Below are 21,834 nucleotides of genomic sequence, written 5' to 3'. Positions count from 1 at the left end.
TCACCTCATTTGAATGAATAGAGGGGACTAAATGTTTTTGCATATGTTTCAAATTCTCTTAAAGCCTCTTGGCGTGTATCACTTGCTACTAATTGTTCTTGAAGCTCTTCAATTTTTTTGACAAGCGCACTGCCGACAACGACACCATCACTCATTTTATTCATTGAGTCTACTTGTTCTCTTGTTGAAATACCAAAACCTACAGCAACTGGTATTTGACTCAACTGTTTCACTTGTTGAATAAAATCTGTAATCGATGCGTCGAAAGATTGTCTGACACCTGTGACGCCGAGAGATGAAACACAATACACAAAACCTTCTGCCTGCTCTACAATTTTTTCTAATCGTTCCTTGCTTGTTGGTGCAACGAGTGATATATATGAAATGTCGTGTGCTTGACAGTTCTTCTGTAGCTCGCTGCTCTCTTCAAAAGGCAAGTCGGGTGTTAAGAGTCCCGAAATATGATTTTTGCGCAGTAAAGCGAAAAAGTATTCTGTGTCTAATTGTAACACAGGATTATAATACGTAAATAGAATTACAGGAATTTTTACGCCGTTTTTTTTCATCTTTCCTGCTAATTCTATCGCTTTTACGATATTCATACCATGATGAAGTGCTCTTTTAGAAGCTCTTTGAATGACGGGGCCGTCCGCTAACGGATCGGAATACGGAACACCTAGTTCAATCGCATGTGCCCCTGCTGCTTGAAGCGCGAGGGCTAAATCAATGGTGATCTCTTCTGATGGATCACCCGCTGTAATAAATGGAATAAATAATTTCTGACCTTGCTCTAATTGAAATGTGATCATTTTGTTTCACCCTCACTTTCAAGCACATTCATTAATGTATGCACGTCCTTATCTCCTCTGCCTGACAAACAGACAAGAACAATGTCGTCTTCACTCATGTTCTGGCTCATCTCAAACGCTTTTGCTAAAGCATGTGCAGATTCGATCGCTGGCAGAATTCCTTCTTTTTCTGTGAGCAGCTTTAACGCATCTAGTGCTTCTTGATCTGTCGCACTCACATATTGAACCCGGCCGCTCGCATGCAAATACGCATGCTCTGGTCCGATCCCCGGATAGTCTAATCCAGCTGAAATCGAATAAGGCTCAATAATTTGACCAAATTCGTCTTGGATCAAGTATGTCAAAGATCCATGTATGACACCTTTTGTCCCTTTCGTGATGGTTGCTGCATGAAGCGGAGTGTCGATTCCTTTCCCAGCAGCTTCTACACCAATGATATCGACCTCTTCATCTAAGAACGCCCGGTACATTCCTATCGCATTGCTTCCGCCGCCAACACAGGCAACGACTTTATGAGGAAGCTGCCCTTCCTTTTCAAGTATCTGTGCTTTTGCCTCATCTCCGATCATCCGCTGAAATTCACTGACGATTTGAGGATACGGATGAGGTCCAACGACTGAGCCAATCATATAAAAGTGGTCACTGCAATGCTGGACCCAATAGCGGATGGCTTCATTGGTTGCATCCTTTAATGTTCCGTTCCCGCTAGTAACAGGTATGACTTCAGCGCCGAGTAGTTTCATTCGGAACACATTGAGTGATTGTCTTTCCACATCTTCTTTTCCCATAAATACAGTGCAGGATAAACCGAATTTTGCCGCCACTGTTGCAGCAGCTACACCGTGCTGACCTGCTCCTGTTTCGGCGATAATATTTGATTTCCCCATTTTTTTCGCTAGCAGTGCCTGCCCAAGCGCATTGTTAATTTTATGAGCGCCTGTATGGTTTAAATCTTCTCTTTTTAAATAGATTTTAGCACCGCCGAGATATGCCGATAATTGATCAGCATATGTGAGTGCGGTTGGTCTGCCTGAATAGTTTTTCAAAAGCGATATATATTCCTTTTGAAAAGCAGGGTCTTCTTTTAATTCACGAAAAGCTTGTTCGATCTCTTCTAGTGGCTGCATGAGCGTTTCAGGAACGAATTTCCCTCCAAATTCTCCATATCTGCCAATCTCATTTGGATATGCGTACATGGTTCAACATCCTTTCTTCGAGCGCTTTCATCTTTGTACTGCTTTTCTTCCCGTTTTCTTCTATACCGCTTGAAAGGTCTATGACGTCTGGACCAAAAGCAAGCAGATCTATTATGGTGTCTGGCGTGATCCCGCCAGCAATGGCGCAAGTTTTTCCCAGTTGTTTTGCATGCTGAACATATGAAGGCACCGCCTCCCATGCAAAAGCTGTTCCAGAACCGCCTCTCATTCCTTTTACTTTCGCATCAATGAGAAAACCGTCGACACTTGGAGCAAATGCCGTCATATGTTCAAGTGTGTCGTTTACATCGGGTTCGTGATGGAACACTTTCCAAACGAGAGCCTTCGTTTGTTGTTTGATGTCGCTTGCATCTTCTGGCGTCTCATCACCATGAAGCTGCACAATATCTAAGGGGAGGTTGTTTGTGATCTCGCACACTTTTGGTGTTTTTTCATTCACAAATACGCCCACTATCTCTTTTTTGCATTTTACTTGTGACAGCCAGTGTTTCACTTGATCTGGATGAACTCGTCTTTTACTCGGGGCAAAAATAAAACCGATGGCATCCGCTTGTGATTGCGAGATGCATGCGACATCCTCTTGTGAGACAGCCCCGCAATATTTTAAATAAGGTTTCATCCTATTCATTCTCCGAACAATGCCTGAACGGCTTTCTCCTGTGATTGTTCCCTCATTAAAGATTCACCAACAAGAACGGCGTTTGCTCCATGCTGTTTCACAAAGGTCAGATCATCAAATGTCTTTATGCCGCTTTCACTTACTAGTAATACGTCTTTTGGAACAAGTGGCGCGATCTCTTTTGTTTGTTCAACTGTTGTTGTAAACGTATTGAGATTCCGGTTGTTCACACCGATGATCTCAGGAGTGAATAGGTGTAAGATCTTTTCTAGTGTATGTGCTGCATGTACTTCAACGAGGACATCCAGTCCTTTTTCTTTCGCTTCTGTATAGAGCTCATACAGCTTTTGCGGCTCAAGCACCTCTCCAATTAATAAAATGGCATCTGCCCCTATCCGTTTCGATTCCTCTACTTGTATAGAGTCAATAATGAAATCTTTTCTTAAAATAGGACGTGTGATGTGTTCTTTAATAAGAGACAAATATTCGTTTTTCCCTTGGAAAAACGGTTCATCCGTTAAGACAGATAAACAATCTGCATTCGATGCCTCGTATGCTGTTGCTGTCTGTAAAGGATCAAAATGAGGTTGAATGATTCCTTTGGAAGGAGACGCTTTTTTCACCTCAGCAATCAGTCCAATCGAGCGGTGAGGATTCATAAGGGATTCTTTAAATGATCGTCTTTCATAATGTCCATCCTCAGGTAATTGCAAGGTTTTCACATGTTCTTTTTTACGGGCGATAATTTGATTAAGCATAGATCTCTTCCTCTTTCGTTTTTTGTTTTAGACGGGCTAATTGTTCTTTAGCTGATCCGTTTTTGATCGTTTCTAATGCTTTCATTGTGCCTGCCATCAGACTCTCTGCTTTTCCTGCCACATATAATGCAGCCCCAGCATTAAGCGCTGTAATATGAAGCGGCGCTCCATCCGCTTGATAATTCAATATATTCTGAATCAATTTGGCACTTTCTTCTGGTGATTGGACCTGAATGTCTGATAAATGCCCTTTTTCAAGTCCGAAGTCTTCTGGGTTTAACGTATATTCTGTCATGACACCTTTTTTGAGTTCAATGATGTATGAATTTGCTGTAATGGTTAATTCATCCAGCCCATCATCTCCGCAAACAAACAGGACATGTTCTGGCTCTAAAGGAGCAAGAGCTTTCGCCATGAGCTTTGCCTTTTCCTTTGCATACACACCAATGATTTGCTTTTTGGCCTGCATCGGATGGCAAAGCGGTCCTAATAAGTTAAATACCGTCCGAAATCCGAGCTGCTTGCGTACGGCGGCTACTTGTTTCATAGAAGAATGATAGAGCGGTGCAAATAAAAAGCCCATGTTTTTCTGCTGTATTTGCCGTCTTGTTTCTTCAGGTGTGGATTGAATTTGAATACCAAGACATTCTAGCACGTCAGCACTCCCGCTTTTAGAGGAGACGGAACGATTTCCGTGCTTGGCGATTTTCGCCCCAGCAGCCGAAGCAACGATGGCAGCGGCTGTTGATATATTAAATGTTGATAAACCGTCGCCTCCTGTCCCGCACGTATCAACGACATCAAGTGACCTTTCCACTGGTGCTGCATGCTGCCTCATGGCTTTCACGAAGCCTGTCATTTCTTCGGCGGTTTCTCCTCGATGCGCTAAAATAGATAGACTAGCAGCGACTTCAGCATCTGTTAACGAGCCGCTCATCATATCATGCATCAGGCCATTCGCTTCTTCTTCTGATAGTTTTCCTCCATTAACAAGAGCTGATAGTCGTTGATTCATTTGGCACACTCTCCTTTTCTGAGAAAATATGTTCAGCAAGCTGAATGGCTTTTAGAAGTGCTCCTGCCTTATTACATGTCTCTTCCCATTCGTTTTCTGGAACGGAATCAGCGACAATGCCGGCACCTGCTTGTATTGAAGCAGTCTGATGTTTGACGCTCATTGTGCGAATGGTAATACAGGAATCGATATTGCCGTCGAAACCAATATAGGCAATACAGCCGCCATACGTCTCTCTTGGCTCAGGCTCCATTTCGTTTAATAATTGCATCGCCCTAATTTTTGGGGCGCCTGTCAATGTGCCTGCTGGAAAAGCGGACATAAGTGCATCTACTGGATGTGTATCCTGCTTCAGCTTCCCTGTCACAATAGAAATAATGTGCATGACGTGCGAAAAGTTCACGACTTTTGTAAAAGTTGGGACAGACACACTGCCATACTCTGCCACACGCCCCACATCATTTCGAGCCAGATCCACTAGCATGTAATGTTCTGCTTTTTCTTTTTCATCATCGAGCAACTCTCTTGCTAGTGCATCATCTTCTTCTTTTGTCATTCCTCGTTTTCTTGTACCAGCAATTGGATGGATTTCTAAGTGACCGTTTTTCGCATGGATTAATCGTTCTGGCGAGCTTCCCACTAAGTCTCGATCTTTTAATTTCATAAAATACATATACGGTGATGGATTGACGATCCGAAGCACACGATATAATTCAAATGAGCTCACTGTCACTGGAATGTCAAAACGCTGAGAAAGTACACCCTGGAAGATATCACCCGCTCGAATATACTCCTTGATTTTTTCGACATCCTTTAAAAATTTTGCTTTTTCATAGGTAGACGTCACCTGTTCAAACGAAGGGGGTTCATTCATATTCCCTGAGATAATCAGTTCTTTCATATCAATTTTTGTATGAAGCTGCTGTACCATCAGTTCAAGCTGCTTTTGATTTTCTCGATAAACCAGAATTTTTTCTTCGTCTGTTTCATGACCGTTCAGCTGCGTGTACTGAATAAAATGAACTTGGTTTGTTTCATGATCAAATGCGATCATTGTTTGGCAAACAAATAATGTGCAATTATCTGTTGTTGATGCATTCGGATGCGGCTTGACAGACGGCTCAATGTTGGGAATGAGGTCGTAACTTAAGTACCCTACGGCTCCGCCAGTAAATGGGATATCAATTTCAGGTGTCTTGATTTGATATTGCTCTTTCATCCAGTCAAGCAACTCTTTCAGCTCCGCTTTTTGCATCACTGACTTTCCTGCAGCGTCACGAGCAATATAATGGTCTTGCTCGTCATGTAATGTTAAAAAAGGATGTAATCCGATAAAGGAATATCTCGACCAGCTAGAAGATTCGTCTTTGCTTTCTAGCAAATACACAATATCCTGTTTCAGTTTCTCAACAATTTGAATGGGTGAGAGCGTATCAACTGTAATGGTTTCAACAATCGGGATGGTTTTGTAAAACTGGCTGTCTCTTAAAAATTGGGTAAGGTTTGATTGGGATTTCATAAGCACACTCCTTAAATGGAATTAAGGAGAATGAGGGGACATCTTGAGGATTTGTTTGAGTATACGAAATAAGCCTAAAAGAGGCTTCGCTCTTTTAGGCAGTATGATTAAATAGAAGTATCGTATCTCTGCTCAACTCTACTCATCTCAACTACCCTAGTCTCATTCTCATCTTCTCTAAGCTTGCAATGCCGTTCACACCTGTGTGTAAACTTCGGCTGTTCATATCGTATTATAATTCCTTGTTTTTTGTCAACTGTAAATCAGGCCGAAGCGTGACAGCCTCTTCCAAGTATACGTGCTGTATGTCTTCCTGCTTGACATCTGTCTGAACGGTCATTAAAACGCGAATGCACTTCTTTAGACCTCCATCAATGTCAAGCTCTTGCATACAAGTGACAGGCACATAGGTCCATCCTTCAAACTGCCTGAGTACTTTTGCTGGAAAAACGGAGTGAATATCTTGTGTAGCTGAAATCAAGATCTGCACGACACGCTCTGGATCTACTTGGTTTTTTGAAATGATCGCTTCTAGCAGCTGCTTCGTTTTGGTTAACACTTCTGTTTCAGTATCTTCTGTCACAGTTGTAGCCCCGCGTATCCCGCGAAACATCATAGACAGCCCTCCTCCCGTTTCCATTCTTCGAGCCAGTGATACAGCTCATCTTTTGTGAAAGATTGCAGGGTGACGTCTCCAACTTGTTTTAGCAAAACAAACTGAACACTCCCGCCTCTTGCCTTCTTATCACCAATCATGCGATCGACAAATGTTTTGGTTGAAATCGTTTGTGTGACTTGTACTGGGAACCCTAGTTCTTTCATCCACACTTTAAGTTTCTCACGATCTAGGCTGAGTCCTTGCTCTTTTTCACTGACATATAAAGCAAACTGCATGCCAATTGCAATGGCGTCTCCATGCGTGATCGCACCGTATCCATACTCCGCTTCAATGGCATGCCCTAGTGTATGACCTAAATTCAAGTATGCCCGCACACCTTGTTCTTTTTCATCTTCTTGAACAATGGATGCTTTCACTTGAATCCCTTGATAAAGCATATGTGCCAGTTCATCCTTTGATAATTCTGTCAACGAACGAATGGACATCAGTTCTGATAAAAAGACTTCACTTGAAATCAGTGCATGTTTTATCACTTCTGCAAAGCCTGATCTCAGCTCTATTGGTGAGAGTGTCTCTAGCATACTTGTATCATAGATGACAGCAGCCGGTTGATGAAACGCACCAATTAAATTTTTGCCGAGCGGATGATTGATTCCGGTTTTTCCGCCGACTGCACTATCATGTGCAAGCAGCGTGGTCGGTACTTGAATAAAATCAATGCCTCTCATATAAGTGGCAGCAGCAAAGCCAGCCAAGTCTCCAATCACCCCGCCGCCTAATGCAATGATACATGAGGAGCGGTCGAGTTGAAATTGGATGGCTTTCGTATGAATCTGCTCAAACTGCGCAAAAGATTTTGATTGTTCTCCGTTTGGCACCACTACTTTTTGTACAGACCATTTCTGTTTAAGTAATTGAACCATTTCATCTCCATAAAGGGCATCGACGGCTGAATCTGTCACTATAAAGAGCTTCGTGTAGGATCGCCCAGTGGAAGTAATCAAGTCTACGATATTTTGTCTAATCCCATCACCGATATATACAGGATAAGTGGCTGAAGACGTCTTCACTTCCAGTGTTTTCATTAAAACTCCCTCTGAAGCTGGCGCATTTTGTCCACATTTTCTTTAATGCGGTCAATTTGATCAAGACCAAACTGCTCAACCACTGCATTGGCGATTTCCCATGCAACGACTGCTTCTGCTACAACACTTGCGGCTGGAACAGCACAGCTGTCAGAACGCTCAATACTTGCAGAGAAAGGTTCTTTTGTTTCAATATCCACGCTTTGCAATGGTTTGTATAAGGTTGGGATTGGTTTCATAACCCCTCTTACGACGATTGGCATGCCAGTTGACATTCCGCCTTCAAGACCACCTAAACGGTTTGTTTTTCTCGTATAGCCTTTTTCTTCATCCCAGATGATTTCATCATGAACTTCACTGCCATTTTTAGAAGCCGCCTCAAAGCCAATACCGAATTCAACCCCTTTAAAAGCGTTGATACTCAGTACTGCGCCTGCAAGCTTGCTATCCAGTTTGCGGTCATAGTGCACATAGCTGCCGACCCCAACTGGCATCCCTTCAACGATGACTTCGACAATACCACCAATTGAATCGCCGTTTTGCTTCGCTTCGTCAATGGCATCCATCATTTTTTGACCAGCTTCACTGTCATAGCAGCGAACAGGTGATTCTTCTGTTACTTTTTGCAAATCTTCAATAGATTCATAAGCGGTATGGGAAGCTTTTACTCCACCAATTTCAAGGACGTGACCAGCCACTTTGATTCCAAGGTGAGCCAAAATTTGTTTCGCTACTGCACCTGCTGCTACACGAACCGTTGTCTCGCGTGCTGATGAGCGCTCTAATACGTTTCTCATATCACGGTGACCATATTTAATCGCACCATTTAAATCCGCATGCCCTGGTCTTGGACGAGAGATTTGACGCTTCATTTCACTCTCTTCTTCTTCAGTAATCGGCTCTGCACCCATGACCTTTGTCCAGTGCTTCCAATCATTATTTTCAACAACAAGTGCAATAGGAGAACCTAATGTTTTCCCGTGGCGGACACCACTTAACACTTTCGCTTGGTCTTTTTCAATCTGCATTCTTCTTCCGCGGCCATGACCTTTTTGTCTTCTAGCCAGTTCATAATTGATGTCATCCTGCTCTATGTAAAGTCCCGCTGGAACTCCTTCAATAATTGTGGTCAGTTGTGGACCATGTGATTCACCTGCTGTTAAGTACCTCATGACTTATTCTCCCTTCATCGCATTAACGCTTTTAAGTAAAACTATGATAACACACTTCCTACTAAAAAGTCAGCTACTACCCCTTCTTTTGATAAAAGAAAGTATCAGCAGAGGTTAATCCAAACTTTTCTGGGTGAAAAATTTGTTCTGTAGAACCAACAAATAATACGCCGTTTTGCTTTAAACTGCTGCTCATTTTTAAGTAAATTTCTTCTTTCGCCTCTTCTGTAAAGTAGATGAGGACATTTCTGCACACGATGAGATCCAGCTGTTTTTCATATGGATCTGCTAAAAGGTTGTGTTTCTTAAATTGAATGTGCTTTCGAATCTCATCCTTCACCGTGTAAAATGAAGAATCTTCTTTGGTGAAATATTTTTGCTTGATTTGATCTGGCACCTCTTGCAAAGATCGTTCATGATATCTTCCTTTTTGCGCGGATTGCAGGACTTTATCATCAATATCCGTTGCAATAATTTGGAAGTCTTTCACAAGCGGATGGCTTGATAGCAGCATTGAGAGTGTATACGGCTCTTCTCCAGTTGAGCAAGCTGCACTCCATATTTTTAGGGTGCCGCTGTTTTTTGAAAGCAGCGGCAGGATTTTTTGATCAAGTACTTCCCAGCGCTGATAGTTTCGGTAAAATTCTGACACATTGATCGTCATTCGATCCATCGTTTCATCTAATAGTGCTTTGTCCTTTTCAAGAGCAGACGCAAATGCCTCAAAATCTTTATATCCTTTTTTATCATAAAGAGATGTTAATCTTCGTTTCATTTGTGCTTCTTTATATAAATTCAGATCTACCCCAGTTAGTTTTTTCCATTTTCCAACAAATACTTGATACTGATCCATCAATGTCCTCTCCTGTCTCATCTATCTTTGTCCTAGTATAGCTGTTTTTATCATAAATTTGTATCATCTCATGCGAAAATTCGTATAGAAATCTCAATATAAAAAAGCCAAAGTGATCGTTTGATGAACACTTTGGCTTGAACATTAATAAATCCAGCTTGAGATCGTTTGATCCCAGTTTGTCAGTTCTTCTTGTTTGAAGAACAGGTTGATTTCTCTTTCGGCACTTTCTGGTGAGTCTGAGCCATGGATAATGTTTTTGCCAACAGTTAATCCATAGTCGCCTCTTATTGTTCCCGGAAGCGCTTCCTTCGGATTTGTCTTTCCAATTATCTGCCTTGTTACGTCTACGACTTGTTCACCTTGCCATACCATCGCAAATACAGGTCCTGACGTAATAAAGTCAACCAATTCACCGAAAAATGGTTTTTCTTTATGCTCTCCGTAATGTGTTTCTGCTACTTCTTTTGGAATGCTCATGAGCTTTGCTCCAACAAGATGAAGCCCCTTTTTTTCGAATCTTGACACAATTTCACCGATTAATTGTCTTTCCACACCATCAGGTTTGACCATAAGAAATGTTTTGTCCATATACGTTTTCCACCCCGTCGTTATGTATGTATAGGCTTACATTGTTACAAAGTGATCGTATCATTTTTTTTTATAATAATCAATTTTTGACAAAAAATTTCACAAAAAAACCAATCAACGAAACGTTGATCAGAATTTTCGTTTACCAATATATTTTGCAATCGACGCTAATGAAGATTTAGCCCGCCCACGCGGAAGTTGATCGAGCTGTTCAAATGCTTTTTTCAAATACATTTCACTCACTCGAATGGAACGGTCGATCGCATCTGTTTGTTTGAGATGTTCAATCACAGGTTTCAGCTGCTTTTCCGTCGTTTCACTATTGATCAGCTTCAACTGACCTTCTAACGTCGGGTTCTGAAGCGCATATAAAACAGGAAGAGTGACATTTCCTTGTAAAAGGTCCCCACCAACAGGCTTGCCTAATTCTTCTTCAGTTGATGTAAAATCAAGGACATCATCAATGATTTGGTACGACATACCAACATAGTACCCAAACCAGTAAAGGGCTTTATGTGTTTTTTCATCTGTTCCAGCTGCAATCGCGCCTAATTGGCAGCTGCCTGCAATAAGCAAAGCTGTTTTTCGTTTAATTCTTCTTAAATATGTACGAAGGTTTTGGTCCATGTTGTATTTATCTTTGACTTGTTCTATTTCCCCAAGACAGAGCTCGACGACCATTTTTGACAAAATTTCATGTGCCATTGGGTGATTGATTTTCGTCATGTACTCGAGTGACCTCGCAAATAAGTAATCCCCCGTGTACATCGCAATTCTGTTGTCCCATTTTGCTTTAATCGTCGGTTTTCCTCTTCTCAGTTCTGCATCATCAATGACATCGTCATGGACAAGTGATGCCATATGAATTAATTCAAGCGCTACGGCTACATATTTAATTTTATTAATATCATAGTCACCAAACATGCCTGAAAGGAGAACAAAAACGGGGCGGATTCGTTTTCCGCCCGCTTGCAGCAAATGAAGACCGGCTTCACTTAATAATGCATAATCAGAGCGAACGGTTTGTTCAAGCTCTTTTTCAATTATATCGATATCATGATTTAGAAAAGAAATCATTGCTTTTAGTTTCATTATTTTCACCCAAATATCGTTTATTCAAAGCTTCTTTCCGATATGTGTTGCTGCTACACCGCCTGTAAATGGATGATACGAGACATCAGATAGACCGGCCTCTTCAAAAAGAGACGCCAGTTCTTTCATGCCAGGGAACGTTTTGGCTGATTCTTGAAGCCATGAATACTCCTGATAGCTTTTGGCAAACAGCTTGCCAAAGAGCGGCATGATGTATTTGAAATAGACATAATACCCTTGTTTAAACCCAATCATCTCAGGCTGTGATGTTTCAAGGCAGACAACCATTCCACCGGGTTTTACCACTCGTGTCATTTCCTTTAGCACTGTTAAGTAATCAGGGACATTTCGAAGGCCAAAACCGATTGTGACATAATCAAATGAGTTGTCCTCAAAAGGAAGCTCCATTGCGTTGCCGTGGAGCAGCTCAATTTGATTGTAGCCGCCTGTTTTCACCTTTGTTTCGCCAACACTCAGCATATTTTTACTGAAGTCAAGGCCTTTGACCTCGCCTGTTTCTCCAACAGCGTCTGCAAGCGCAATTGTCCAATCGGCAGTTCCGCAGCATACATCTAGTGCTTTGGCTCCTTTTTGAACATTCATGAGCTTCATTGTTTTATCGCGCCATTTTTTATGCTGTTTAAAGCTAATGACAGAGTTCATTTGGTCATAGTTTTTATAAATTTTTTCAAATACACCGTGTACTCGCTGTTCTTTTGATTGCTGCATGACTTACCCTTCTTCCACTTTCTGATGGTACGCAGGTTCATTTTTCATATGATCCAAGCGATTTAATAGCTCTTTTTGAACGATCGGAGAAGAAACTAGATGCTCCTTGATTGATCGTTTGGCCTTTTCATAGCCTTCATTCTCAAAGTTGTCAAAACATGTATAGGCGTCCGTATAGCTATCGTTCAAAAAAAGTTTTAAATGTTTGTCGTCTTCTGCTTGTTTCATAAAACGTTTATAAACAAGGAAGCGACTTGCAATTTCATTCCAATGCGTCAATTGAAAGTGCTCAGAAATTCTTTGGAATAGCGCAGATTCCACTGTAGCAACACTTTTATAAAAGTGGGCTGCATCTTGAATGGATCGATCATATAGTCTAATTTTATGTTCATTAATCTCTTTGATCGCCGTGGCGAGAGTGCGGATCATGTAAATATCTTTCATGTCAGAGAGAAGAGAGTAATAGAGACCGCTGAAATAGTCTCCTGCTAGGATGGTCAACTGACGATTTTTGAACTCGTCTTGTTTGATGGCTGCAGCAGTTGTGACTTCGTCATGGGTATCAAGGGCAATTTGCACAAGCATCGCCGTTAAAATATAATTTTCTTTTTTCTCAGCATCGATTTGAGCTTCATCAAACATTGCATGAAAAAGAAGGAGCTTATCTTCATCGATGAGCGGCGCACGCAAATGCTTCGCCAAATAAGGATGAGAAAGCTTTTTGTTTAATTTTATATTCAGATTAGATAAAATTCCGTAGATGTCTTGCAAAGATATCACCCTTGTCCCAAAAATTACAGTTTCATATGTAGCTCTCTAGATTGTATAGAGATTTATTATACCATATCAGGCCTGACTTTCATGCTATCAAGTGCATAGTCGTGCGTTATTTCTTTGCTTCGCTTTGAATTTCACCAAAGCTTGTTTGAATGACAGCATCGCCCCGCACTTTGATGGCTGATGTGTGCTCAGTAAATTGTGCGATAATGACTTCACCTTTATCGAGCTTTTCGGAATGGTGAAATCTTGTATCGGAACCTCTAGTTAAGCCGATCACATTGACACCATTATCAATGGCTTTAATCACCACAAAATCAGATGCTTTATTTTCACTCAATCTGTTCACCTTCCATCTATGGATTAGTCGTTTTTAATAAAGGAAAGCACTTCTGCTCTTGCTGCCGCATCATTTGCAAATGTACCGCGTACGGCTGAAGTGACTGTTTTAGCGCCGGGCTTCTTCACTCCGCGCATCGTCATACACATATGCTCTGCTTCAACGACAATCATCACACCATGTGGATTTAAAGTTTCCACCATACTATCTGCAATCGTTGATGTAATGCGCTCCTGAAGCTGCGGGCGCTTTGCCACGGCTTCTACTGCTCTTGCCAGCTTGCTGAGTCCCGTTACTTTTCCGCCGCGCGGAATATAAGCGACATGGGCTTTGCCATAGAATGGCACAAGATGGTGTTCACACATTGAATGAAAAGCAATATCTTTGACAAGAACGAGTTCTTCATGATCTTCACCAAAAATGGTTTTAAAATGTTCTTTTGGATCTTCATTTAATCCCGAGAACACTTCTTCATACATTTTTGCTACTCGTTTTGGGGTATCAAGAAGTCCTTCACGATCTGGATCTTCTCCGATTGCTTTTAATATATCGCGTACTGCGTGTTCGATTAATTCTTTATTTATTTCACTCATGTATTATATCCTCCAAAGGCGATTACATTTCATTCAGATTCTAGCACACTTCAGATCCTAAAAGCAAAGGAGAGCGTTCTAAACAAACCATTTGATTCAAAAGGAAAAGCCCCTTATCAAAGGGGCTTTTCTAGACCAGTGTGAAACTGTATATGTATAACTCCTTCAATAGGATCATTACACATAACGATTATTTACCTGCCACCGCGTCTTTAAGTGCTTTACCTGGTTTGAAAGCAGGTACTTTGCTTGCAGGGATTTCGATCTCTGCACCAGTTTGTGGGTTACGTCCTTTACGAGCTGAACGCTCACGTACTTCAAAGTTACCAAAACCAATAAGTTGGATTTTGTCACCATTTTTAAGTGCATCTAAAATTGTATCAAAAACAGAATCAACTGCTTTTGTCGCGTCTTTTTTAGATAACTCGCTTGCTTCAGCAACCGCGTTAATAAGTTCTGTCTTGTTCATGCCTTTCACCTCCTCCCAAAAATATGCATTCAATAGATTGTTATCATTTCTTCACAATTCATCTTCTTTCTATACACTTTTTTTGAAAAAAAGAGCGTCTAGAAAGCGTCATACATGGCTTTTCATTAGAAAACTTCTCTTTGAAGGAATGTTTGTCCAACAAAGTGAAGATTTTCTGTAAGTAGATTAACACATATGAAATACCATATCAAGCATTTTAAAGGGAAGAATCCTTATTCGTCAAGGATTAAGGGCACTTTTGCGAACGAATATTCCTAATTTCAGCCTGAATCTGACTAATCTTTATACAATTGTCTTTTTATGACTTAACCCGCACGCAAAAAAAGACCCCCATCAATGAGAGGTCTCACATCCTATAGAATAATCGCGATCAGACCGCCTGATCCTTCGTTAATAATTCGTTCAAGCGTTTCCTTTAGTTTATACCTTGCATTTTCCGGCATCAGCGAGAGTTTTGCTTGAATGCCTTCTCTGACAAGCGAGCTGAGTGAGCGTCCAAATATATCGGAATTCCAGATAGAAAGCGGATCATCTTCAAAGTCTTGCATTAAGTATCGGACGAGCTCTTCACTTTGTTTTTCTGTTCCGATAATCGGCGCAAACTCACTTTCTACATCTACCTTAATCATATGAATAGATGGCGCGACTGCTTTTAATCTGACGCCGAATCTTGATCCTTGCCTAATGATTTCCGGCTCATCTAAACTCATATCTGACAAAGCTGGTGCCGCAATTCCGTATCCAGTCTGCTTCACCATTTTTAAAGCGTCAGACACTTGATCATACTCCGTTTTCGCATGTGCAAAATCTTGCATGAGCTCAAGAAGGTGATCTTTGCCCCTAATTTCCACACCAACCACTTCTTTTAGGATATGATCATATAGATCATCCGGCGCATACAGATCAATTTCTGCGATCCCCTGACCCATTTCAATGCCTGCTAAGCCTGCTCTTTCGATAAAATCGAATTCACTGAACTGACCTACCACTCGGTCAACATCTCTTAATCTCTTAATATCCTTGACGGTTTCTTTCACTGAATCCTGATAACTCTCTCTTAGCCAATGATCTTCTTTTAGTACCATGACCCAGCTTGGCAGGTTCACATTCACCTCAAGCACTGGGAATTCATATAATGCTTCACGAAGTACACTGAGGACGTCTTGTTCTCTCATACTTTCGACACTCATCGCGAGTACAGGAATATCATATTTTTGACTAAGTTCCTGCCGCAGTGCTTCTGTTTCAGGGTGATAAGGTCTCACAGAGTTGATTACCATAATAAACGGCTTTCCAACTTCTTTGAGTTCGTCAATGACACGTTCTTCTGATTCAATATAGTCATGTCTTGGGATTTCTCCAATTGATCCATCTGTTGTAATCACAACACCAATGGTTGAATGCTCTTGAATGACCTTGCGTGTACCAATTTCCGCTGCTTCATGAAACGGGATTGGTTCTTCATACCACGGCGTATTAATCATTCTCGGACCATTTTCATCTTCATAACCGCGTGCACCAGGCACGGTGTAGCCAACACAATCGACAAGCCTAATGTTGACATCCAGGCCGTCGCTCACGTGAATGGATGCCGCTTGATTTGGCACAAATTTTGGTTCTGTGGTCATAATGGTTTTTCCTGCTGCGCTTTGCGGCAATTCATCCTGTGCTCTTGCACGGTCTGCCTCATTATTGATATTCGGGAGCACCACGAGCTCCATAAACTTTTTAATAAACGTAGATTTCCCTGTACGAACGGCTCCAACGACTCCTAAATATATATCGCCTCCTGTTCGTTCAGCGATATCCTTGAAAATATCGACTTTTTCCAAGTGATCCCCTCCCGGACTTGCTATCCTCGTTTTCAAATAAAATACTCTATACTTCAATCAAACGGTGCTTGAAAGGTGTCAGGACAATATATGTGTATGACGTTGTCCTATTTGAATATGACACCTTTTTTGTTTTGAGAGTATGTTTAGCCATAAAAAAACCTTTCTCCTCATTTATATGCAGAGGAGAAAGGTTCATTCTTGTTTATGACGTCTTTTTTTCTAAAAAAGCCGGCTCACCTTTTTTGTTGATCGTATATGGAACAGAAAACGCTGGTACAAACGGGGTTTCCTGCCAATAGACATCTTGAATATTTTCACCTGGTTTCAGCTTTTGTTTCGTATTTTTCAAAATCTGGGCAAAATCACTGCGATAGTCAACATAGATTTCGCCATTTGAGGAAATCAGTAATGGAAGTGATTCACCCGTGACAGGGCTCGTCACTGTAGGCGGTGCTTTTAACCCTAGTTTTTTTTCATTTAACGTATATAAATCTTTAGAGACTACTTTGCCATATGGCGGATATGTATGTTCATCTTGATATATTTTGATCCTTAGACGTAATTCACTGATCGTTTGTGTCATTTTGACATCAAGCAGTTTCACCGTTGGGTTTTGTTCGACGTCTGTGAGGACATAGATATATTCGCCCCCGCCTTCAAAAGATGTCGACGGTACATCGTGTAAATATCTTGGTGACAGACGCTTAAAGTCAATGACATACTTCTGATAAATAGGTGTGTCGCCTTCTTTTGTTTCAATCGGTAAAAGGCCATTTGTCGCTTTTTGAAAATCTTCAATTGCGGTCTGCACACTTTGCAGCTGCTCTTTATATGGCACGCGGTTTTCAGCTTTACGATTCTCTGGATAGAGGCACCCCGTAAGTAAAATAAGTGTTAACAGCATGACACTGATTTTTGCTTTGATCATCACATTCTTCCTTTTTCTTTATTCATTGACTGGTCCGCTAAATACAACTAAAAACACAATGATACCTGATATGAGCATTAAGCTGTACGCGACAGTTGAGGCTGTTATTTTCAGAAACCGGCTCTTCAGCTTAAACCTACTCAGATAAATGGTTACAACGGCTAAAAACATGAGCCCCATTGAACCAAGCGCAAACCACATCTTGATTAAAGCAAAACTCATCGTGCCTGTCCCCCTTTAATACAAACGAATTGTAAGCGTTTATATTTCATTCTAAACCAAAATTAAGTAAAATATCAATCATTTTTCCAATCAATTCAGAAAAAAGTGCATAAAAAAACTGAAGCAAAGAGGGGGACTCTGCTTCAGTCATTAGGTCGACTATTTTTCCTCATTCTGTAGAGGCAAAGCTCTATTCAAACTTCATTGTTATGTTATGCAAGTCTTCCCCTTCTTGCATCCTCTACACGCCTAAGTTCAGTCTTCCAATTATTTTGTTTGGTTTTCGAACATGTTCACAAGGTCTTCCATCTCATGTGTTTTCACACGTGCCATTAATGATTCTACAGCATCGTCTACCTTTTTCCCTTCAAATAGGACGCCGTAAAGAGCCTCTGTAATCGGCATGCTGACCTTGTATTCTTTGGAGAGCTGATAAGCGCCTTTTGTTGTGCGGACGCCTTCGACAACCATCCCCATTTTTTCAAGCACTTCTTCGAGCTTATATCCTTTACCGAGTAAATTCCCGCAGCGCCAGTTACGCGAATGAACACTTGTACATGTGACAATCAAATCTCCAACACCTGTTAATCCGGCAAACGTAAGAGGGTTTCCTCCCATTTTTGTGCCGAGGCGGGCGATTTCAGCAAGACCCCTTGTGATGAGCGCTGCTTTCGCATTATCGCCATATCCGAGTCCGTCTGTGATCCCTGCCGCAAGAGCGATGATGTTTTTCAGCGCCCCGCCAATTTCCACCCCAATCACATCAGGGTTGGTGTACACTCTGAAGTTGTTGTTCATAAACAAATCTTGAACAAATTGAGCCGCTTCAATATGTTCTGATGAAACTGTAACAGTTGTCGGATGACGCAAGCCAACTTCTTCAGCGTGACTTGGTCCTGACAGGACAACAACTGCTTCTCTTTTTGCTTCTGGGACTTCTTGTTCAATCATTTGAGAAATTCTAAGAAGCGTATCTGGTTCAATTCCTTTACTGACATGAACAAATGGCACCTTTGACGTAATGAACTCATTTGCCTGTTTCAATACTTCTCGAATGGCCTTTGTTGGCACAGCGACAATAATCGCATCTGTCCCTTCTAGTGCCTGTTTCATATCTGTTGTCGCTTGAATAGATGCTGGCAATGCAACATTAGGCAAGTAATCATGATTTTCATGTTTCTCATTGATTTGATCAATTAATTCTTGTCTATGTCCCCACATGTGTACATCATGATGATTATCAGCTAATACAAGCGCAAGAGCTGTTCCCCAGCTCCCTGCTCCAAGTACTGAAATTTTCTTCATCCTGCTCACCCTTTTTATTTTCTCGCTCTCGCAAATATTTTAATTGGTGTTCCTTCAAAACCAAATGCATCTCGAATTCGGTTTTCTAGGAAACGCTCATAAGAAAAGTGCATAAGTTCTGGATCATTTACAAACACAACAAAGGACGGCGGTTTGATCGCCACTTGTGTTGCATAGTAAATTTTCAGACGCTGTCCGTTATGGGTCGGCGTTGGGTTCATCGCTACAGCATCCATGATAATATCGTTTAGAATGTTCGTTTGAACGCGCATCGCATGATTTTCACTAGCGGTAATAATTGTTGGCATTAACGTGTGAATTCTCTTTTTCGTAAGAGCAGACATGAATAAGACAGGTGCATAATCAAGGAATTGAAAATGCTCACGAATGTTTTGCTCAAATTCCTTCATTGTACGCTCGTCTTTTTCAACAGCATCCCACTTGTTCACAATGATCACAACGGCTTTACCCGCTTCGTGTGCGTAGCCGGCAATACGTTTATCCTGTTCAATAATGCCTTCTTCACCATCAAGAACAACAGCGACAACATCCGATCGATCAATGGCTTTCAACGCACGGAGTACACTGTATTTCTCTGTTGTTTCATATACTTTCCCTTTTTTCCTCATACCTGCTGTGTCCACAATGACAAAGTCACGTTGGTTGTACGTAAACATTGTATCTACAGCATCTCTTGTCGTACCAGCGATGTTGCTGACAATGACACGTTCTTCACCGAGCATCGCATTCACCAAAGAGGATTTCCCTACATTTGGGCGGCCAATTAAGCAGAACTGGACCACTTCTTCATCATACTGTGTATCTGGTAAGTTTTTGAAATGCTCTGCGACAGCATCAAGCAGATCACCTAGACCGAGTCCGTGTGTTCCAGAAATCGGATACGGTTCGCCAAATCCAAGTGCATAAAAGTCATACACGTCGCTTCTCATTTCAGGGTTGTCCAATTTATTGACAGCAAGTACGACTGGCTTTTTCGTGCGATATAAAATTTTTGCGACTTCTTCATCCGCAGATGTCACGCCATCTCGGCCATTCACCATAAAGATAATGACATCCGCTTCGTCCATTGCGATTTCTGCCTGATGGCGAATTTGCGCCAAGAATGGCTCATCTCCAATATCAATTCCACCAGTATCTATTAAATTAAAGTCATAATTTAACCATTCAGCAGAGCTATAGATTCGATCTCTTGTTACACCAGGTGTGTCTTCTACAATCGATATTCTTTCGCCTGCGATTCGATTAAAAATTGTAGATTTTCCAACGTTGGGCCTTCCAACAATGGCTACGACAGGTTTACCCATAGTACCCTTCCTTTCAATCCAGCCGCGATTCAATATGTTCATCATCATGTTTCAACCGGGATTTATAATTTTCATTCAGTTTTATGAAATAAACCCTTCAAACATGAAGGGTTCAACTTATATATTATATCAATTTTTAATCAGACCACAATGAATAACTTAAAAATGTTTGACAATCAAATAAAGATCTTCTCCAATGCCGTGTGCAATTCCATCTAAAATGGCCTCTAAATTCATGGCATACATGTCGAGCTCTTCTTTATTTTCACAGAAAAAAACGGCTGTTCCGCCAATGACCCGCTCTTTATTTGTTGTCGCCACAGCCAATATAAATTGTTCAATGGTGTTCGCCATGCCCTATTACCTCACTTTCTTTTTAATGAAATCTGTCGGCATTCTAATGGCATTTTCTAAAATAGGCACCTCTTCTAATACACGGACAGCCAAATCTTCACGCTGCCATTGCGGTAAAATGAATACGCCAAGTGTGCCATTATTCAGATCACGTTTTGCAAGCGGACAAAGCGATGGTTCACCAGAATCTCGGTATACACCAAGCACGTTGGATAAATCAAATAAGATGGCTTGCCGCTGCCCAAGGTTTGCGATGGTTGTGGCCGAGTTAAAATTCTTCGGAGTCAAGATGAACCCCATTCCATGCTCTAAAATCAATTTTTGCTTTTCAGGCAGCCCGATATTCATAATGTAAATATCATTTACGTAAAGTCCTGCGCCGTCAAAACGAAGTTCCCCTTTTTGAATATTCACGATATCCTTTAATTGGCTCCCTGACATTAATAGTTTTGCCATGAAAAAACAAAGAATACCGACCACGGTCCCAACAACGAGCGAAAAGAAAATACAGGCGGTCGTTGTAATAAGGGCAGTAAGAATGGCAATATAATTTCGACTTTCAAAGGCGATCGCAATGCCTTCGATATATGTACTGCCTCGTGAGACAAGCTCATACGAATCCATTTGGGTCAATGTATTTCTTTCCATATTACGCACATCACGAAATTGCGTGGCTGCAAGCGTCAGGAAGGTAATTGCAGTGAATTCTTCCTGTATCAGCGCAGGCATAATAATAGCACCAAGGCCTGATGCGATAAAACCTAGCGCAATGTGAATCACTTGTCCATGAATATATGTGGGATATTGCCGATAATCAGTTCTTAGCATATAAAGCCTAGCGGCCATCCCAAAGATGACACCAATAATCACAGGAAACGTGTAATCCGTCATGTTGATTTTGCAGCCCCTTTTACTGGTTTTCTAGATGAACGGGTGTTCAAGAGTTTTTCAAGCTGACCTACACCTAATAGAAAGACAGCTCCTTGAACAGCCATGGAAAGAAACGAGAGATCTCCTATGACAATGGAAGATGTGAGGCGATGAATCGTAAGCGCATAAAGGGCTTCCCCCAGACATATAGCCATCATCCATAAAGTGATCCGTTCTGTTAACCGATGCCCATATGTTAAACACATCAAGATCAGCAAGGCAAATACAACCCAGTCCACCTTTATTATCGTGAACCAAACTGGATCATATAATGCAAAAATCATAAAAAAGGCATACGCACTGACCATGGAACCTAATTGCATGAATCGCATGATTCGATGAGCAGGCCGAAAGATTACGAATGACATGCAAGCATATAAAAAGGTCATCAAAAATCCTGCATTGATCCTAATGTCTAAAATAGAAACCATGACATGACTGCATATAATATGAATGAGAACACATACGCCTAGCACATTGCGCCACGTGCTTTTCTCCATGATAAATGTCACCATAATCCAAACGAACCATATTGACCAATAATAGTACAATGCCTCCAACCCTCATCACCTCAATTACATTATGGGAAAATCTCCAGTTTTTAAACGTATGAGAAGGTGCGGGATTTGCATGAAATAAACAAGAGGTGACACCCTA

At 41.3% G+C, this 21,834-nt stretch carries 25 protein-coding genes; all 25 read right to left on the bottom strand.

The window, feature by feature from the left end:
- Nucleotides 1-5: 5 nt before the first annotated feature.
- The 25 genes from trpA to ES896_RS09355 all read right to left on the bottom strand — a co-directional run bounded on the left by trpA (nucleotide 6) and on the right by ES896_RS09355 (nucleotide 21,728).
- The gene (trpA, locus tag ES896_RS09475) at nucleotides 6-809 is read right to left on the bottom strand and encodes a tryptophan synthase subunit alpha (RefSeq protein ID WP_017359752.1); all 804 of its coding nucleotides are present in this window, start codon (nucleotides 807-809) and stop codon (nucleotides 6-8) included.
- A complete protein-coding gene (gene trpB, locus ES896_RS09470) occupies nucleotides 806-2,005 on the bottom strand; it encodes a tryptophan synthase subunit beta (RefSeq protein WP_007500937.1) in 1,200 nt (399 codons plus the stop codon). The genes trpA and trpB overlap by 4 nt, the downstream gene beginning before the upstream one ends.
- Nucleotides 1,986-2,654 (bottom strand): phosphoribosylanthranilate isomerase, encoded by a 669-nt coding sequence (locus ES896_RS09465; RefSeq protein WP_135226731.1) that lies wholly within the window; start codon nucleotides 2,652-2,654, stop codon nucleotides 1,986-1,988. The genes trpB and ES896_RS09465 overlap by 20 nt, the downstream gene beginning before the upstream one ends.
- On the bottom strand, nucleotides 2,651-3,403 hold the full coding sequence (gene trpC, locus ES896_RS09460) for an indole-3-glycerol phosphate synthase TrpC (RefSeq protein WP_008344552.1): 753 nt from the start codon (nucleotides 3,401-3,403) through the stop codon (nucleotides 2,651-2,653). The genes ES896_RS09465 and trpC overlap by 4 nt, the downstream gene beginning before the upstream one ends.
- Nucleotides 3,396-4,418: an anthranilate phosphoribosyltransferase gene (gene trpD, locus ES896_RS09455; RefSeq protein WP_025207548.1), complete on the bottom strand. Its 1,023-nt coding sequence runs from the start codon at nucleotides 4,416-4,418 to the stop codon at nucleotides 3,396-3,398. The genes trpC and trpD overlap by 8 nt, the downstream gene beginning before the upstream one ends.
- Nucleotides 4,390-5,937 carry an anthranilate synthase component I gene (gene trpE, locus ES896_RS09450; protein WP_017359756.1) on the bottom strand — a complete coding sequence of 516 codons (1,548 nt, stop codon included), beginning with the start codon at nucleotides 5,935-5,937 and terminating at the stop codon, nucleotides 4,390-4,392. Before trpE ends, trpD begins: the two co-directional genes overlap by 29 nt.
- 232 nt (nucleotides 5,938-6,169) lie before the next feature.
- The gene (gene aroH, locus ES896_RS09445) at nucleotides 6,170-6,553 is read right to left on the bottom strand and encodes a chorismate mutase (protein ID WP_035702913.1); all 384 of its coding nucleotides are present in this window, start codon (nucleotides 6,551-6,553) and stop codon (nucleotides 6,170-6,172) included.
- Nucleotides 6,550-7,641 carry a 3-dehydroquinate synthase gene (aroB, locus tag ES896_RS09440; RefSeq protein ID WP_007500945.1) on the bottom strand — a complete coding sequence of 364 codons (1,092 nt, stop codon included), beginning with the start codon at nucleotides 7,639-7,641 and terminating at the stop codon, nucleotides 6,550-6,552. Before aroB ends, aroH begins: the two co-directional genes overlap by 4 nt.
- On the bottom strand, nucleotides 7,641-8,813 hold the full coding sequence (gene aroC / locus ES896_RS09435; RefSeq protein WP_008344548.1) for a chorismate synthase: 1,173 nt from the start codon (nucleotides 8,811-8,813) through the stop codon (nucleotides 7,641-7,643). The genes aroB and aroC overlap by 1 nt, the downstream gene beginning before the upstream one ends.
- A gap of 76 nt (nucleotides 8,814-8,889) precedes the next feature.
- Complete coding sequence (locus ES896_RS09430) at nucleotides 8,890-9,666, bottom strand: CheR family methyltransferase (RefSeq protein ID WP_008344547.1); 777 nt, start codon at nucleotides 9,664-9,666, stop codon at nucleotides 8,890-8,892.
- Between the two features lie 144 nt (nucleotides 9,667-9,810).
- A complete protein-coding gene (gene ndk, locus ES896_RS09425) occupies nucleotides 9,811-10,257 on the bottom strand; it encodes a nucleoside-diphosphate kinase (protein WP_135226730.1) in 447 nt (148 codons plus the stop codon).
- A 129-nt stretch (nucleotides 10,258-10,386) separates the two neighbouring features.
- Complete coding sequence (gene hepT / locus ES896_RS09420; protein ID WP_007500951.1) at nucleotides 10,387-11,349, bottom strand: heptaprenyl diphosphate synthase component II; 963 nt, start codon at nucleotides 11,347-11,349, stop codon at nucleotides 10,387-10,389.
- A 24-nt stretch (nucleotides 11,350-11,373) separates the two neighbouring features.
- A complete protein-coding gene (locus tag ES896_RS09415) occupies nucleotides 11,374-12,078 on the bottom strand; it encodes a demethylmenaquinone methyltransferase (protein ID WP_007500957.1) in 705 nt (234 codons plus the stop codon).
- Nucleotides 12,079-12,081: 3 nt separating this feature from the next.
- The gene (locus ES896_RS09410) at nucleotides 12,082-12,849 is read right to left on the bottom strand and encodes a heptaprenyl diphosphate synthase component 1 (protein ID WP_007500958.1); all 768 of its coding nucleotides are present in this window, start codon (nucleotides 12,847-12,849) and stop codon (nucleotides 12,082-12,084) included.
- A gap of 115 nt (nucleotides 12,850-12,964) precedes the next feature.
- Entirely contained in the window at nucleotides 12,965-13,195 is a 231-nt protein-coding gene (mtrB, locus tag ES896_RS09405) for a trp RNA-binding attenuation protein MtrB (protein WP_008344541.1), read from the bottom strand.
- A gap of 23 nt (nucleotides 13,196-13,218) precedes the next feature.
- A complete protein-coding gene (folE, locus tag ES896_RS09400) occupies nucleotides 13,219-13,788 on the bottom strand; it encodes a GTP cyclohydrolase I FolE (RefSeq protein WP_003215789.1) in 570 nt (189 codons plus the stop codon).
- Between the two features lie 190 nt (nucleotides 13,789-13,978).
- Nucleotides 13,979-14,257, bottom strand: a complete 279-nt coding sequence (hbs, locus tag ES896_RS09395; protein ID WP_003215863.1) for a non-specific DNA-binding protein Hbs — start codon at nucleotides 14,255-14,257, stop codon at nucleotides 13,979-13,981.
- Nucleotides 14,258-14,631: 374 nt separating this feature from the next.
- Nucleotides 14,632-16,110 (bottom strand): stage IV sporulation protein A, encoded by a 1,479-nt coding sequence (gene spoIVA / locus ES896_RS09390; protein ID WP_008344534.1) that lies wholly within the window; start codon nucleotides 16,108-16,110, stop codon nucleotides 14,632-14,634.
- 205 nt (nucleotides 16,111-16,315) lie between these two features.
- Complete coding sequence (locus tag ES896_RS09385; protein WP_007500961.1) at nucleotides 16,316-17,041, bottom strand: hypothetical protein; 726 nt, start codon at nucleotides 17,039-17,041, stop codon at nucleotides 16,316-16,318.
- Between the two features lie 18 nt (nucleotides 17,042-17,059).
- Nucleotides 17,060-17,263 (bottom strand): DUF2768 domain-containing protein, encoded by a 204-nt coding sequence (locus ES896_RS09380; protein ID WP_008344530.1) that lies wholly within the window; start codon nucleotides 17,261-17,263, stop codon nucleotides 17,060-17,062.
- Nucleotides 17,264-17,530: 267 nt separating this feature from the next.
- Nucleotides 17,531-18,568, bottom strand: a complete 1,038-nt coding sequence (locus ES896_RS09375) for an NAD(P)H-dependent glycerol-3-phosphate dehydrogenase (protein ID WP_008344529.1) — start codon at nucleotides 18,566-18,568, stop codon at nucleotides 17,531-17,533.
- A 14-nt stretch (nucleotides 18,569-18,582) separates the two neighbouring features.
- Nucleotides 18,583-19,893, bottom strand: coding sequence for a ribosome biogenesis GTPase Der (der, locus tag ES896_RS09370; protein ID WP_008344528.1), 1,311 nt, complete (start codon nucleotides 19,891-19,893; stop codon nucleotides 18,583-18,585).
- A 159-nt stretch (nucleotides 19,894-20,052) separates the two neighbouring features.
- A complete protein-coding gene (locus tag ES896_RS09365; protein ID WP_008344527.1) occupies nucleotides 20,053-20,247 on the bottom strand; it encodes a capping complex subunit for YIEGIA in 195 nt (64 codons plus the stop codon).
- A 6-nt stretch (nucleotides 20,248-20,253) separates the two neighbouring features.
- The gene (locus tag ES896_RS09360; RefSeq protein ID WP_007500964.1) at nucleotides 20,254-21,138 is read right to left on the bottom strand and encodes a YIEGIA family protein; all 885 of its coding nucleotides are present in this window, start codon (nucleotides 21,136-21,138) and stop codon (nucleotides 20,254-20,256) included.
- Nucleotides 21,135-21,728 carry a YphA family membrane protein gene (locus tag ES896_RS09355; protein WP_427254979.1) on the bottom strand — a complete coding sequence of 198 codons (594 nt, stop codon included), beginning with the start codon at nucleotides 21,726-21,728 and terminating at the stop codon, nucleotides 21,135-21,137. Before ES896_RS09355 ends, ES896_RS09360 begins: the two co-directional genes overlap by 4 nt.
- Nucleotides 21,729-21,834: the final 106 nt, after the last annotated feature.

Source organism: Bacillus sp. 005/A4HT-01/001, assembly GCF_004634445.1.
GTDB lineage: Bacteria > Bacillota > Bacilli > Bacillales > Bacillaceae > Bacillus > Bacillus altitudinis.
The sequence above is the reverse complement of the archived record's forward strand: the minus strand, read 5'-3'. Positions and strand labels throughout refer to the sequence as shown.

Coding starts and splice junctions, on each gene's coding strand:
- trpB (WP_007500937.1), bottom strand. CDS start 2,005: ATGTACGCATATCCAAATGAGATTGGCAGATATGGAGAATTTGGAGGG.
- ES896_RS09375 (WP_008344529.1), bottom strand. CDS start 18,568: ATGAAGAAAATTTCAGTACTTGGAGCAGGGAGCTGGGGAACAGCTCTT.
- trpA (WP_017359752.1), bottom strand. CDS start 809: ATGATCACATTTCAATTAGAGCAAGGTCAGAAATTATTTATTCCATTT.
- ES896_RS09380 (WP_008344530.1), bottom strand. CDS start 17,263: ATGAGTTTTGCTTTAATCAAGATGTGGTTTGCGCTTGGTTCAATGGGG.
- hepT (WP_007500951.1), bottom strand. CDS start 11,349: ATGAAACTAAAAGCAATGATTTCTTTTCTAAATCATGATATCGATATA.
- trpE (WP_017359756.1), bottom strand. CDS start 5,937: ATGAAATCCCAATCAAACCTTACCCAATTTTTAAGAGACAGCCAGTTT.
- hbs (WP_003215863.1), bottom strand. CDS start 14,257: ATGAACAAGACAGAACTTATTAACGCGGTTGCTGAAGCAAGCGAGTTA.
- aroH (WP_035702913.1), bottom strand. CDS start 6,553: ATGATGTTTCGCGGGATACGCGGGGCTACAACTGTGACAGAAGATACT.
- ES896_RS09415 (WP_007500957.1), bottom strand. CDS start 12,078: ATGCAGCAATCAAAAGAACAGCGAGTACACGGTGTATTTGAAAAAATT.
- aroB (WP_007500945.1), bottom strand. CDS start 7,641: ATGAAAACACTGGAAGTGAAGACGTCTTCAGCCACTTATCCTGTATAT.
- ndk (WP_135226730.1), bottom strand. CDS start 10,257: ATGGACAAAACATTTCTTATGGTCAAACCTGATGGTGTGGAAAGACAA.
- trpD (WP_025207548.1), bottom strand. CDS start 4,418: ATGAATCAACGACTATCAGCTCTTGTTAATGGAGGAAAACTATCAGAA.
- ES896_RS09430 (WP_008344547.1), bottom strand. CDS start 9,666: ATGGATCAGTATCAAGTATTTGTTGGAAAATGGAAAAAACTAACTGGG.
- folE (WP_003215789.1), bottom strand. CDS start 13,788: ATGAGTGAAATAAATAAAGAATTAATCGAACACGCAGTACGCGATATA.
- trpC (WP_008344552.1), bottom strand. CDS start 3,403: ATGCTTAATCAAATTATCGCCCGTAAAAAAGAACATGTGAAAACCTTG.
- ES896_RS09385 (WP_007500961.1), bottom strand. CDS start 17,041: ATGATCAAAGCAAAAATCAGTGTCATGCTGTTAACACTTATTTTACTT.
- der (WP_008344528.1), bottom strand. CDS start 19,893: ATGGGTAAACCTGTCGTAGCCATTGTTGGAAGGCCCAACGTTGGAAAA.
- aroC (WP_008344548.1), bottom strand. CDS start 8,813: ATGAGGTACTTAACAGCAGGTGAATCACATGGTCCACAACTGACCACA.
- ES896_RS09365 (WP_008344527.1), bottom strand. CDS start 20,247: ATGGCGAACACCATTGAACAATTTATATTGGCTGTGGCGACAACAAAT.
- ES896_RS09360 (WP_007500964.1), bottom strand. CDS start 21,138: ATGACGGATTACACGTTTCCTGTGATTATTGGTGTCATCTTTGGGATG.
- ES896_RS09465 (WP_135226731.1), bottom strand. CDS start 2,654: ATGAATAGGATGAAACCTTATTTAAAATATTGCGGGGCTGTCTCACAA.